General features: G+C 62.0%; 15 protein-coding genes. 6 read left to right on the top strand and 9 right to left on the bottom strand.

Going from position 1 to position 13,170, the window contains the following annotated elements; translation table 11 throughout:
• Window positions 1-177 precede the first annotated feature (177 nt).
• Complete coding sequence (locus K7H91_RS05725; protein ID WP_230719244.1) at window positions 178-1,305, top strand: AI-2E family transporter; 1,128 nt, start codon at window positions 178-180, stop codon at window positions 1,303-1,305.
• Window positions 1,306-1,331: 26 nt separating this feature from the next.
• A complete protein-coding gene (gene hdaA / locus K7H91_RS05720) occupies window positions 1,332-1,991 on the top strand; it encodes a DnaA regulatory inactivator HdaA (protein WP_230719433.1) in 660 nt (219 codons plus the stop codon).
• Window positions 1,992-1,998: 7 nt separating this feature from the next.
• Here hdaA and ruvB read toward each other — a convergent pair whose 3' ends face one another.
• The 6 genes from ruvB to K7H91_RS05690 all read right to left on the bottom strand — a co-directional run bounded on the left by ruvB (window position 1,999) and on the right by K7H91_RS05690 (window position 6,189).
• Entirely contained in the window at window positions 1,999-3,039 is a 1,041-nt protein-coding gene (gene ruvB / locus K7H91_RS05715; protein WP_018067402.1) for a Holliday junction branch migration DNA helicase RuvB, read from the bottom strand.
• Window positions 3,036-3,434 carry a PIN domain-containing protein gene (locus tag K7H91_RS05710; RefSeq protein ID WP_230719243.1) on the bottom strand — a complete coding sequence of 133 codons (399 nt, stop codon included), beginning with the start codon at window positions 3,432-3,434 and terminating at the stop codon, window positions 3,036-3,038. The genes ruvB and K7H91_RS05710 overlap by 4 nt, the downstream gene beginning before the upstream one ends.
• Window positions 3,431-3,691, bottom strand: coding sequence for an AbrB/MazE/SpoVT family DNA-binding domain-containing protein (locus K7H91_RS05705; protein WP_018067404.1), 261 nt, complete (start codon window positions 3,689-3,691; stop codon window positions 3,431-3,433). The genes K7H91_RS05710 and K7H91_RS05705 overlap by 4 nt, the downstream gene beginning before the upstream one ends.
• Window positions 3,692-3,744: 53 nt before the next feature.
• Window positions 3,745-4,365, bottom strand: a complete 621-nt coding sequence (gene ruvA / locus K7H91_RS05700) for a Holliday junction branch migration protein RuvA (protein ID WP_230719242.1) — start codon at window positions 4,363-4,365, stop codon at window positions 3,745-3,747.
• Window positions 4,366-4,675: 310 nt separating this feature from the next.
• Complete coding sequence (ruvC, locus tag K7H91_RS05695; RefSeq protein ID WP_230719241.1) at window positions 4,676-5,191, bottom strand: crossover junction endodeoxyribonuclease RuvC; 516 nt, start codon at window positions 5,189-5,191, stop codon at window positions 4,676-4,678.
• 116 nt (window positions 5,192-5,307) lie between these two features.
• Window positions 5,308-6,189 (bottom strand): oxidoreductase, encoded by an 882-nt coding sequence (locus tag K7H91_RS05690; protein WP_230719240.1) that lies wholly within the window; start codon window positions 6,187-6,189, stop codon window positions 5,308-5,310.
• A 94-nt stretch (window positions 6,190-6,283) separates the two neighbouring features.
• Here K7H91_RS05690 and K7H91_RS05685 point away from each other — a divergent pair, with 94 nt between their 5' ends.
• Complete coding sequence (locus tag K7H91_RS05685) at window positions 6,284-7,213, top strand: LysR family transcriptional regulator (RefSeq protein ID WP_230719239.1); 930 nt, start codon at window positions 6,284-6,286, stop codon at window positions 7,211-7,213.
• Window positions 7,214-7,313: 100 nt separating this feature from the next.
• A complete protein-coding gene (locus tag K7H91_RS05680; protein ID WP_230719238.1) occupies window positions 7,314-8,315 on the top strand; it encodes an LLM class flavin-dependent oxidoreductase in 1,002 nt (333 codons plus the stop codon).
• A 7-nt stretch (window positions 8,316-8,322) separates the two neighbouring features.
• Here K7H91_RS05680 and K7H91_RS05675 read toward each other — a convergent pair whose 3' ends face one another.
• Window positions 8,323-9,117: a transporter gene (locus K7H91_RS05675; protein ID WP_230719237.1), complete on the bottom strand. Its 795-nt coding sequence runs from the start codon at window positions 9,115-9,117 to the stop codon at window positions 8,323-8,325.
• A 344-nt stretch (window positions 9,118-9,461) separates the two neighbouring features.
• Here K7H91_RS05675 and K7H91_RS05670 point away from each other — a divergent pair, with 344 nt between their 5' ends.
• Window positions 9,462-10,274: a transporter gene (locus tag K7H91_RS05670; protein WP_230719236.1), complete on the top strand. Its 813-nt coding sequence runs from the start codon at window positions 9,462-9,464 to the stop codon at window positions 10,272-10,274.
• Window positions 10,275-10,342: 68 nt separating this feature from the next.
• Here the strand turns inward: K7H91_RS05670 and K7H91_RS05665 are convergent, their stop codons facing one another.
• Entirely contained in the window at window positions 10,343-11,089 is a 747-nt protein-coding gene (locus K7H91_RS05665) for a YebC/PmpR family DNA-binding transcriptional regulator (RefSeq protein WP_026173928.1), read from the bottom strand.
• A gap of 76 nt (window positions 11,090-11,165) precedes the next feature.
• A complete protein-coding gene (locus tag K7H91_RS05660) occupies window positions 11,166-11,975 on the bottom strand; it encodes an MBL fold metallo-hydrolase (RefSeq protein WP_230719432.1) in 810 nt (269 codons plus the stop codon).
• Between the two features lie 204 nt (window positions 11,976-12,179).
• Here K7H91_RS05660 and K7H91_RS05655 point away from each other — a divergent pair, with 204 nt between their 5' ends.
• Window positions 12,180-12,980 (top strand): ion transporter, encoded by an 801-nt coding sequence (locus K7H91_RS05655; RefSeq protein WP_230719235.1) that lies wholly within the window; start codon window positions 12,180-12,182, stop codon window positions 12,978-12,980.
• The last annotated feature ends 190 nt before the right edge of the window (window positions 12,981-13,170 follow it).

The following is a 13,170-nucleotide window of genomic DNA, read 5'->3' as shown; positions in this document are numbered from 1 at the left end:
CAATTAACGCGCGCGCGACCGCGTTGGACACAGTGGATATCGGGGAGGGGCGCGTGGCACCGGCCTTGTCGCTTGACGCTGGCGGCGGTTTGCTGAACAAACGCTATGGGCCTTCATCCATGTTGCGGGCCCTGGTACCACAATCGCTTGAGCGCGAACCGGAGCGGGAGTTTTTTCATGGCGGGTCGGATCAGTGCCGCGGGATTGCGCAGGCAGGTCTATTTCTGGCTGCTGTTTGCCGCCTTTGTCGCGCTCTTTCTCTATGTTTTCCGCAGCATATTGCTGCCCTTCGTCGCCGGGATGGCGCTGGCCTATTTCCTCGACCCGATTGCCGATCGGCTGGAGAAGCTTGGCTTCAACAGGCTGTGGGCGACGACCACGATCATGTTGTCCTTCCTGGTGATCGTCATCGCCGTGCTTTTGCTGTTCATTCCGCTTCTGGTGTCGCAGGCCTATGATGTCGCCCAGCAGGTGCCGAAATACATGCACCAACTGGAGCAGTACCTGGAGACGACGGAGTTTTCCAAACTGATCGACTGGGGCAACGACCAGCTTGCTTCGCTCAGCGAGAATATCGGCAAGATGCTGTCGGGCGGCGCCTCGATCGCCGGTCAGGTATTTGGCAGCATCTGGAACTCGTCGATGGCGGTGGTCAATCTCGTCTCCTTCTTCGTGCTGGCGCCGGTGATCGCCTTCTACCTTCTGCTCGACTGGGACCGGATGGTCCAGAAGATCGACCAGTGGATACCGCGCGGCCAGGTGGACGATGTCCGCTACCTTGCCCACGAGATCAACGCGGTGATTTCCGGTTTCGTGCGCGGGCAGGGGTCGCTCTGCCTCATTCTCGCGATCTACTACGCCATCACGCTCAGCCTCGCCGGGCTCAATTTCGGCGCCCTGATCGGGATTTTCGCCGGTCTTGTCAGCTTTATTCCCTATCTCGGCTCGACCTCCGGCCTGATCCTGTCCATGGGCGTGGCGCTGTTCCAGTTCTGGCCGGATTTCTGGATGATCGCGCTGATCTTCGGGATTTATCTGTTTGGCCAGTTTCTGGAAGGCAATGTGCTGCAGCCCAAGCTGGTCGGCTCCAGCGTCCGGCTGCATCCGGTCTGGCTGATGTTCGCCCTGTTCGCCTTCGGCGTGCTGTTCGGCTTTGTCGGCCTCTTGGTCGCGGTGCCGGTGTCGGCGGCCGTCGGCGTGCTGGTGCGCTTCGCGATCGATCGCTATCTCACCAGCGATCTCTACTGGGACGGCATCGAGCACCATGCCGAAGAGCCGTCGCCGGTTGTTGAAGAGGGGAAGTGAGCCTGACCGTGCTGCGTGAAAAAGCGATGCAGTTGCCGCTGGAGCTTGGCCACGACCCGGCGGCCGACCGCGATCACCTCTTGATCTCGCGGTCGATCATGCCGGCGATCGACCTGATCGACCGCTGGCCGCACTGGCATACGCCGGTTACCGTGCTTGTCGGTCCGCCGGGATCGGGCAAGACCCATCTGTCGACCATCTGGAAGGGGCTGAGCCAGGCCCGCCCGGTGACGGCGGAGCTGAGGGAAGGGCGGCCGGTCGCGGCCCGCCACGGCGCGTTCCTGTTCGAGGATGCCGACCGCGAGGCCTTTGACGAGACCGGGCTGTTTCATCTGATCAACACCGTGCGCCAGCACGGCGGCAGTCTGCTGATCACCGCACGCTCGCTGCCGCAGCTCTGGGCGATCACGCTGCCCGACCTGAAATCCCGGCTTGCCGCCGCCACCACGGTGGAAATCGGCGCGCCGGATGACGCGCTGCTGCAACAGGTGATCTTCAAACTGTTCGCCGACCGCCAGCTTGAGGTCGACGACCGTCTCGTCGCCTATGTCGTCACGCGCATGGAGCGCTCGCTCGATGCCGCAAGCCAGATCGTCGATCAGATCGACAAGCTGGCGCTGTCGCGCAACCGCCGCATCACCCGGGCGCTCGCCGCCGAGGTTCTGGCGGAGCGCGAAGCCCTCTGAAGACCGCTCACTCGCCTTCGTCGAACAATCGGAACTGGGTAAGATCGGCATCCTTCGGCGGCGTGAGGCCGAGGTGCTTCCAGGCCGTTGCCGTCATCACCCGCCCGCGCGGAGTGCGCTGGATCAGGCCCTGCTGGATCATATAGGGCTCGATGATATCCTCGATCGCGTCGCGCGGCTCGGAAAGTCCCGCCGCAATCGTCTCGATCCCCACAGGCCCGCCGCCGAAATGCTGGCAGATCATGTTGAGATAGCGCCGGTCGAGCTGGTCGAGCCCCATATGGTCGACCTCAAGCCGCGTCAGCGCCTCGTCGGCGATCGCGCGGCTGACCTCGGTTGCGTCCGCCACTTCGGCGAAATCGCGCACCCGGCGCAGCAGCCGGCCGGCGATGCGCGGCGTGCCGCGCGCGCGGCGCGCGATCTCGCGCGCGCCGTCATCGCTCATGCCAAGCCCCATCAGCCGCGCGCCGCGGCGGATGATCAGTTCCAGCTCCTCGACGGTGTAGAAATTGAGCCGGACCGGAATGCCGAACCGGTCGCGCAGCGGCGTCGTCAGCAGGCCGAGCCTTGTTGTGGCAGCCACCAGTGTGAATTTCGACAGGTCGATCTTCACCGAGCGCGCCGCCGGGCCTTCGCCGATGATCAGGTCGAGCTGAAAATCCTCCATCGCCGGATAGAGGATTTCCTCGACCGCGGGGTTGAGCCGGTGGATCTCGTCGATGAACAGCACGTCGCGTTCTTCGAGATTGGTCAGAAGGGCCGCCAGATCCCCGGCCTTGGCGATCACCGGGCCGGAGGTCGAGCGGAAATTGACGCCGAGCTCCTTGGCCATGATCTGGGCGAGCGTGGTCTTGCCGAGCCCCGGCGGGCCGACGAACAGCACATGGTCCAGCGCTTCGCTGCGCCTTTTGGCGGCCTCGATGAACACCTTCAGATTGGCGCGCGCCTCCGCCTGGCCGGTGAAATCGTCCAGCGTCTGCGGCCTCAGCGCCGCATCGAGATCCTCTCCGCGCTTGTCCGGCGAAATCAGGCGGTCGGCTTCACTCATGTCAACAATTCCATTCCCGGTATGGCGGCGGCTGCGGCGCGGTCGAGCGTCATCGTGGCATGGCAGCCGGATTTTGTGTTTCGAAGCGCGATCAGGATATCGGGAAATTCGGCCGGCGTACGGTTCATCAGATCCAGCGCCTCTTCAACCTGCCATTCATCCTCAACCTCGATATCGCGCGCCTCCAGAAGATCTGCGATCGCCGCTGCAAGTTCGGCGCGCCCCACCCTCAGCCGCTTTCGCAGGAACCAGGAAAACTCCATCAGCGTGATCGCGTTGATATAGCCCGGCCCGCGTTCCGGCAAGCATTCCATCAGTCGGTCCACCCGCCGGCATTGCTCGGCGTTGTCCTGCAGAACCAGCCGAAGCAGAATATTGGTATCGAGGCCGATCATGACCGCTCGGCGACATGTTCGGCAACCGCCTCGCCGACGGCGTCTTTCATGTCTTCCAGCGTGACCGGCTCCCTGTCGGCATCGTGGAAGCGGCCCTTGAGGTCGCTCGCCTGCCTGTTCTTCGCCCGCACGATGATTTCGCCGTCGCGGATGATGTAGCGGATACGGTCGCCCGGCTTCAGATTCAGCATCTGGCGCACTTCAGCGGGAATCGTCGTCTGCCCCTTCGAAGTCAATGTGCCGTAAAACACGCTCATGCTCATTTTCCTTACCATGCGGAATTTGTAAGGAGTATCCTATCAAGAATGGATCACTGCGACAATTCCTTCAGGCCGAGCCGGATCAGCGTCGCGCTCGCGGCATCCTCGCCGGCCTGTTTCAGGGCGGCGGAGATCGCGCCGGCGGCCTGGTCGCGGGAATAGCCGAGATTGGTGAGCGCGGAAATCGCATCGGACACGGCGGCGGGCGCGGCGCCTTCGCCGACCTCCCTGCGGAAGGAAATCGCCTCGCTGTCGCCAATCGACAGCCCGGCCGGCACCTTGTTCTTGAGTTCCGTGACAATCCGGGTCGCGACCTTTGGCCCGACGCCCGGCGCGCGTGATACCGCGGTCTTGTCGCCAAGCGCGATCGCATTGGCTATCTCGCCCGCCGACAGCGTTGAGAGGATCGCCAGCGCGACCCGCGCGCCGACGCCCTGGACGCTCTGCAGCAGGTTGAACCAGCCACGCTCCTCCGCGCTCATGAAGCCGTAGAGCCGCAACTGGTCCTCGCGCACGAAGGTTTCGATGAACAGCACCACGGCCTCGCCGGGCGAACCGATGCGCGACAGCGTGCGCGCCGAGCAGAAGGCGACGTAACAGACGCCATGCACATCGACCACAACATGGTCATCGCCGATCTCATCGATCACGCCCTTGAGCTTGCCGATCATGCAGTTTTTTCCTTCCGACGTGACGCCTTCACGCGTATGCCTCTTGTTCTCGCAGCGTGCGCTGCTCGCCTTTCGCTCGCCGCATCGCCCCCAAACCTTCTCGCCCCGGAGGGGAGAGATGTCGCGAAAGCGACAGTGAGGGGGGAGCCTATCCCCGCGAGCGCCCTCATGATCTGATACGCCGCACCACCCTCCCTGCCCCTTTCGGGCATCTCTCCCGCCAGCGGGAGAGAGTATTGGGAGCAAGCGTCACTTTTCATAATCAATCATTCATTCCGTGCCTGCCGAATCTATCGACAGACCGCCGGCATCACCCCGCCGCCATCGCTGCCTTCATCATCTTGTTGCCGCCGCGATTGTGGCTGTGGCAGATGGCAATGGCCAATGCGTCCGCGGCATCGCTGCCCTTGAACTGCACGCGCGGCATCAGAACCTTCAGCATCATGTGGATCTGCTGCTTGTCGCCATGGCCGACGCCGATCACCGCCTTCTTCACCGCATTGGGCGCGTATTCGGCGACCGGAAGGCCTGCGAGCGAAGGCACCAGCAGGGCGATGCCGCGCGCCTGGCCGAGCTTCAGCGTCGCGACCGCGTCCTTGTTGACGAAGGTCTGCTCCACCGCCGCCTCGTCCGGGCGAAAGCCGTGCACAACTTCCGACAACCCGTCGTGCAATTGGCGCAGGCGCGAGGGCAGATCGAGATCGCCGTCAGAGGTGACCGTGCCGGAATCGATGAATTTGAGCGAGTTTCCCAACGTTTCGATAACGCCCCAGCCGGTGCGCCTCAGCCCTGGATCGATGCCTATGATGCGAATCGTCTTTTCCATGAATTCACCCTATCGTTCTTGCCCCGAGGCTTCCAGATAAAAGTGAACAAAACAAAAACATGCGGAGCGCCGGGCCGGGCGTTCCGCACGTATCGTGTCAGGACGTTGGTATGCGATCAGGCAGCGATGGCGTCGAGCCGCTTCAGATGTTCCTCGCCGAGCGTCAGTTCGGCCGCGGCGATATTATCGCGCAGATGGGCGCGCGATGATGTGCCGGGAATGACAAGAATATTCGGGCTGCGCTGCAACAGCCATGCGAGCGAGACCTTCTGGATGGAGGCATCAAGTTCGCTTGCGACCTGATCCAGAATATCGGCCTGATAGGGCAGGAATCCGCCGAGCGGGAAATAGGGCACATAGGCGATGCCCTGTTCGGCGAGGCTGTCGATCATGGCATCGTCGTCGCGGTGGATGAGATTATAGTGGTTCTGCACGCAGACGATCGGGGCGATGTCCTGGGCAATCTTCACCTGGGGCGCGGTCACGGTCGAGATGCCGATATGCGCGATCATGCCTTCCTCCTGCATCTGCCGCATTGCCTTCATCGGTTCGGCGATCTCGCCGTCCTCGCTGAAGCCGTTGACGCTGCCCATGCGCAGGTTGACGATCGCGATCCGGTCCAGCTTCAGCCGCTCCAGATTGTCCTCGACAGATCTGCGCAGGAAATCCGGCTCGTGGTTCAGGTTCCAGCCGCCCTCGTCGTCGCGCCAGGCGCCGATCTTGGTAACCAGCGTGAGATTGTCGGGGTAGGGGTGCAGCGTTTCGGCGATCAGCCGGTTGGTGACGTAGGGACCGTAAAAATCGCTGGTGTCGATATGATCGATGCCGAGCGCGAGCGCCTCGCGCAGGACCGCCCGGCATTCGTCGGGATCCTTCGGCTCGCCAAAGACATGGGGGCCGGCGAGCTGCATGGCGCCGAAGCCCATGCGGTTGACGGAAATATCGGTGCCGGGAAAGGTGAAGCGGCCGGCGGCCGAGGCTGGCGATACGCTGGTCATGGGTGCGTTCCTTCTGATTTCATTCGGAATGAGCACAATATAGGCGGCCGCACGATGCTTGATAATCCGCACAAACGCGAATACGGTGATCGGCATGCCGAACAATAGCCCGCTCCCGTCCTTCGATGATCTGCTCACTTTTCTGGTGATCGCCCGCACCGGCGGATTTCGCGCCGCCGCCAAGCGCCTCGGAAACGCGCCATCGACCGTGAGCGAAACGATAAACCGGCTCGAAGCAGAGCTCGGCGTGCCGCTGATCATCCGCACAACCCGCAGCGTTCACCTGACCGAGGTGGGCCGGGCGCTTGCCGAACGCCTTGAGCCGGTGGTTGCCGAGACCCGCTCGGCCATCGCGGAGGCGACCAGCAGCGAGGGCGTTGTGCGCGGGCGGCTGAAGCTTCAGGTGCCAGGCGCCGTGATGGAAGACATCCTTCCGCCGATCCTCGACGGGTTCGCGAGGGCCAATCCGCAGGTGCGGGTGGAAATCCTGGTCGACGACCGTTTCAACGATATGATCGGCACCGGCTGCGATGCCGGCATCCGCTATGGCGAACATCTGGCTCAGGATATGATCGCGATCCCCATCGGCCCGCCCGTGCAACGCCCGGCGCTGGCGGCCGCGCCGGATTACCTCGCCCGGTTCGGCAGTCCCGCGCATCCGCGCGATGTGCTCTCGCATGATTGTATCCGTCTGCGTTTCGCCTCCGGCGCGCTGACGGAGTGGGAATTCGAGAAAGATGGCGAAACGCTGCAGCTTGATCCGGCGGCCCGGCTGATCATCGGCACCGCCGGCTGGCGCGCCGCCGTCAAACTGGCGATTGCCGGCCACGGCCTGATCTACGGTTTCCGCAACTGGCTGGAACCGCATTTTGCAACCGGCGAACTGGCGCCCGTGCTGGAGGACTGGTGCGCGGAGTACGAGGGACCCTTCCTCTATTATTCCAGCCGCCTCACGCCGCGCCCGCTGCGCGCCTTCATCGATTTCGTGACAGCGCAACGGCGACAGGCCGCCGGGACAGGGTAGCGGGCTCTTTCTTCGACCATCGCAACGGCCAGGCTTTGCAAATCGAGCGAGCAGTTCCTAATTATGTGTCAAAGACACACATTCCGGGACAGGATTTTCCATGACTAAATTCTCCATTCTCGACCTTTGTCCGGTTGTCGAAGGCGGCACCATTTCGCAAGCGCTGGAGGCCACGCGGCAAATGGCGAAAAAGGCCGAGGAGGCGGGCTATACCCGTTTCTGGCTCGCCGAGCACCACGGCATGACCGGCATTGCCAGTGCCGCCACCTCGCTGGTGATCTCGGAGGCCGCGCGGGCGACCAGCACAATCCGCGTCGGCTCCGGCGGCATCATGCTGCCCAATCACTCGCCGCTGGTGATCGCCGAACAGTTCGGCACGCTGGAAGCGCTTTATCCCGGCCGCATCGATCTCGGCCTTGGCCGGGCGCCGGGAACCGATATGAACACGGCGCGGGCGCTGCGCCGCAATCTCGATGCAGGCGCCCAGACCTTCCCGAATGATATCGTCGAATTGCAGCAGTTGATGGACGATCCGGTCGAGGGCCAGCGTCTGCTTGCCAATCCGGGGGCAGGGGCCAAGGTGCCGATCTATATTCTCGGCTCCTCCACCTACAGTGCCCATCTGGCCGCCATGCTCGGCCTGCCCTACGCCTTCGCCTCGCATTTCGCGCCCGACATGCTGTTCGAGGCGCTCAACATCTACCGCACCAACTTCAAGCCCTCGGCGCAGCTCGAAAAGCCCTATGTGATCGTCGGCGTCATGGGCGCGATGGCGGATAGCGATGACGAGGCGGATTATCTGTTCACCTCTGCGCTGCAGAGCTTCGTGGCGCTGCGCCGCAATGCCCGCGGCAAGACGCCCCGACCGGTCGACAGCATGGACGGCCTCTGGACCGAGATGGAGAAGATGTCGATCGAGCACACCTTCCAGTTCGCCGTGGTCGGCGGTCCGGAGAAGGCAAGGGCCAAGATGGCGGGCTTCGTTGCCGACACCAAGGCCGACGAAGTGATCATCTCCGTGCCCGTGCATTCGGTGGAAGCGCGGCTGAAGGCCGTCGGCATGTTCGGCACGCTACGCAGTGAACTGAAGGTAGCAGCCTGATCCCGCGCTATTTCGGGAACACGAAGCTCACCACGGCCCGGAGCCCCCAGCCTTCCGGGCCGTTGTCCGGCGCGGTCGCCCAGTAGCGCGCGCCAAGCGTCAGGCTGATCGGCTGCCGGCCCGCCATCACCAGCTTGCCGACGGTGAAGTCGATCGGCACGATCCAGTCCTCGCCCACCCAGTCATATTCCGCCTCGCTGGTGAGCGAGAAGGTCCAGGCTGATCTGGTGTTGTAGGAGATGAAGGGCTGGGTCATCGTGGTCGAGATGCGGCTCTTGTCATCCGCGCCGGCATAGGACCAGACGTGGTTGGCGAGAAGCCCGGTCGTCCATGGCCCGTGTTCGAAGGCGACGACCCCGGTCGGGCCCGCGCCCCATTTCTCGCTCCCGAGCAGGTCGTCGGTCGCCGTGGGCAACAGGAAAACCGGCCCCGCGCCCCAGATAAGCCCGTCCACGCCGCTGTCGACGGGCGAGAAAAACAGCGACAGCAGCGTGTCGCCAAGGCCGAACTGGTCGCCGGAAGGACCGGCGATATCGCTCTGCTGCTCGATGGGGACGATGGTGCGGCTGATCAGATTCCAGTCCGCGTTCAGACTGAAGGGGATGATCGGCTGAACATTGAGCTGCAACTGGTCGCCCTTTTCGGGGCCATAGCCGCGATCATAGTTGAACTGGAACGGCAACACCGTCAGCGGCGCGACCGGATTGGAAAGCTGCTTGGCCAGATCGGCCTGGGAATCGTCCGCCAGCGCGCTGCCGGTCGTCGCCAAAGCCAGAATTAATCCGCATGTTGTGATACGCATCTATCCCTCCGCCGCAACTGTAAAGAAATGTGATTCACGCATAATCTCTTAAAGTTGCAAGTCGATTCCGGGTGTATAGGGTGCAGGTATTCTTCTTTTTCGTGTCGTTGTGCAGAATTACAACGGTCAGTTTGCCGCGCTGTTCGAGTGTCAAACGCGCAAGAGCGACCTCTCCGGTCTTTATTTCCCGGCTTTATTACGCTTGCATAGATCGATATATATACTTAAATTTATTTAGAAAATTATTTACAAGTTATTTATGTTAATTGATTTAATTATTATTATTATTGATGGTTTTGCTCTATCTTATTTCGTTATATTTACGTATATCGGGAGGAAAGCATATGCGTAGAGCAAACTTCGTGCCGGTCGTGGTGATGGGCATGTTTTTCGCGGGTACCGCCGCAAGCCAGAGCGCGTCGGGCACGGATGCCGACATTCCGGAGAAGCTGGCGAATCCGCTCGCTTCGATGGTCGTCGTGCCGGTGGAAATGAACGATGACACGGGTTACGGGCCGGCAGACGGCGATCGTTCTGACCTCAAGTTCAAGCCGATCATACCGTTCGAACTGAACGACAACTGGAACCTGATCACCCGAACAATCATCCCGGTCGTCTATCAGAATGATGTCTTCGGGCCATCCGGAGAGCAGTTCGGATTTGGAGACACCACGACCAGCCTGTTTCTGTCGCCGACGAATAGCGGCATTCCCGGCCTGATCTGGGGCGCTGGCCCGATCTTTCTGTTGCCGACAGCAACGGATGATTACCTCGGGGGAGAGAAATGGGGCGCCGGGCCGACTGCGATGATCGCCAAGCAGACGGGCCCGACCACGGTCGGGTTCCTCGGCAGCCACGTGTGGTCCTTTGCCGGCAATGGCGACAGGGCCGATATCAGCGCGACATTCCTTCAGCCCTTTATGACCTATCGGTTTGCGAAGACGTGGAGCCTCGGGCTGACCACCGAGACGACGTATGACTGGAAGAACGATATCTGGTCGGTCCCGATCGATCTGACGCTGAGCAAGCTCGTGAAGTTCGGCAAGCAGCCGGTCAATCTGACGGCGGGTGTTCGCTACTGGGCGGAAACGCCGGAGGGCGGGCCAGACCGCTGGGGCGCCCGTTTCGGCTTGACTTTTGTGTTTCCCAAAGGCTAGCGCCCGTCCGGGCAGAGAAGAGGCCGCTGATGCGGCGGCCTTTCAATACGTGATAACGCAGTGGAGTCTCAAGCCGAAAGCTTGGCCATCACCTCGTCGTCGACCTCGAAGTTCGAGTAGACGTTCTGGACGTCGTCGTCGTCTTCAAGATTGTCGATGAGCTTCATCAGCGAGGTGGCGCGTTCCTCGTCGACGGGGATGGTGTTCTGCGGCTTCCAGATCGCCTTGACGCTTTCGGCCTCGCCGAGCGCCTTTTCAAGCGCGGAGGAGACCTCGTTGATATCCTCGAAGCCGCAGTAGATGGTGTGGCCGTCCTCGTCGGAAACGACATCTTCGGCGCCGGCCTCGATCGCGGCTTCCATGATCGCATCGGCATCGCCGGCTTCGGGCTTGTAGACGATCTCGCCGACATGATCGAAGGAGAAGGCGACCGAGCCGGTTTCGCCGAGCGCGCCGCCGGCCTTGGTGAAGATCGAGCGAACGTTGGACGCGGTGCGGTTGCGGTTGTCGGAAAGCGCTTCGACGATCACGGCGACGCCGCCGGGGCCATAGCCCTCGTAGCGCACCTCATCGTAGTTTTCGGCATCGCCGCCGGCGGCCTTCTTGACGGCGCGTTCGATATTGTCCTTCGGCATCGACTGCGCCTTGGCGTTCTGGATCGCGAGCCGCAGGCGCGGGTTCATGTCCGGGTCCGGCGTGCCCATCTTGGCGGCGACGGTGATTTCGCGCGCAAGCTTGGAGAACATTTTCGAACGGACCGCATCCTGCCGGCCCTTGCGGTGCATGATGTTTTTAAACTGTGAATGGCCAGCCATGGCTCCGCCCTGTCTTTGTTTGTCTGAATGCGCGCCCTTATACGGGCGGCAGGCCGCGCATTCAAGCCCGGGGACGCTACCAAACGCCCTGCAGGAGCAGGATCTGCGGCGGGCGCGGCAGCGAGGCGAGCGACAAAGTTACGGTGCGGCTGTCGGAATAGACGATCTCATAGTCCTCGGCGAACATGGCGGCGAAATCGCGCACGCGCGGGCCGGTGCGGTGCATCGGCAGCACCAGCGAGGAATGCAGGCGCTCAATCACGTTTCTCATGCTTTCTGCGCCAAGCGTCAGCCCGCCGTCAACGGGCACCATGACCACGTCCAGCCGGCCGATCTCGGCGATATGGCTGTCGGCGAGTTCGTGGTGGAGGTGGCCAAGGTGCCCGATGCAGAGGTCCGCCACCTCGAAGATGAAGATCGAATTGCCGTCCTCCTCGAACGCGCCCCAGGCGCGGATATCGGTGGTGACGTTGCGGATATAGACGTCGCCCACCACCAGGTCATGGTCGATCGGCTGGCCGGGGGTGTCGCCCCAGCCATGCAGCACCATGCCGATGCCGGGATCGGGCGTCAGCGTGAAATGGCTTTCATGCGCCTTGTTCATGGTGGCCACGTCCGGCGGGCCGCCGGGTAGCAGAAAACCGGAATAATCGGTGGCGATCCGCACCCCGCCGGGGCTTTCGATCAGGAAGGTCGAATGACCGATGAAGCTGATCGAGACTTCCGGCGCCTCATAGGCGACCGGCACGAAGCTTGCGAATTTCACTTGCGGCAGGCGTTCGGCGATCGCCTGGCACTGGCTGACGGGCGGGCGCGCCTCCTGGGCGGCGCCCGTTGCGGCGAGCGCCAGAAACGCCGGGATAAGCATCGCGCATGAGCGAAGCATTGCCATTCCCCAGATTGTCCTGATCGTGCCATTGTGCGGTAGAACCGCCCAAAGGTCCATGTGAGGCGGCGTTCCGGCTCATCACACATTCGTGATTGCCGGCAATGTCGACGCCTGAAAATGTCTCCGCCGCTCACTTGCTTTCAGCGCGAAATTTCCCCATCTCGAAGGCCGATCTGGGTCACTGCGGAGAGCGTGCGGATAATGCGTGAAAAGGTAAAGGCTTGGATGAGTTCCCGTTCCTGGGAAACCTTCATCCTCTCCGTCATCGTCATCAACGCCATCACTTTGGGTTTCGAGACGTCCGAAACCGTCATGCAGAGCTTTGCCGGCCCGGTGCTGCGCTTCTTCGACGCTCTGGTGCTCACCATTTTCGTGATCGAGATCACGCTGCGGCTTTATGCCCACAGGCTGCGCTTCTTTCGCGATCCCTGGAGCCTGTTCGATTTCACGATCGTCGCGATCAGCCTCGTGCCGGCCAGCGGACCGCTTCAGGTGTTGCGCGCGCTCAGGATCCTGCGCGCGCTGCGTCTGCTCTCGATGATCCCGTCGCTCCGGCGCGTGATCGGCGGGCTGGTGGCGGCCCTTCCCGGCATGGGGTCGATCATCGTGCTGATGGCGCTTGTGTTCTACATCTTCGCCGTGATCGCGACCAAGCTCTATGGCGAGGCCTTCCCCGAATGGTTCGGCTCGCTCGGCGCTTCGATCTATTCGCTGTTCCAGATCATGACGCTGGAAAGCTGGTCGATGGGGATCGTGAGGCCGGTCATGGATGTCTATCCCAACGCCTGGCTGTTCTTCGTGCCCTTCATCCTGTCGACGGCGTTCACCGTGCTGAACCTGTTCATCGGTATCATCGTCTCGGCCATGCAGAAGGAGCACGAGCAGGAACTGCTGGAGGAAAGCCGACAGGCGCGGGAGCCGGAAATGCTGCAGATATTGTCCGAGTTGAAGGCGCTGCGGCAGGAAGTGGCGGCGCTGAGGAACGAGCGGTCCACGCCATAAGCGCGGGCCTGGAAGGATGACAAAGCAATAAGCTTTGACCATCATTTGTCATAAGCCCTTCGTTCTTGTGTCATGCTCGGACTTGATCCGAGCATCCAGGCGGTTTAAGTCGCTGAATTTGCGAAGCTTTATAACGAACCCTTGCCAGGCGGCCTGGATCCTCGGGTCAAGCCCGAGGATTGTTTGTTGA

It is taken from the genome of Martelella mediterranea, assembly GCF_021021415.1.
In the GTDB taxonomy this organism is placed as follows: Bacteria; Pseudomonadota; Alphaproteobacteria; order Rhizobiales; family Rhizobiaceae; genus Martelella; species Martelella mediterranea_C.
The sequence above is the reverse complement of the archived record's forward strand: the minus strand, read 5'-3'. Positions and strand labels throughout refer to the sequence as shown.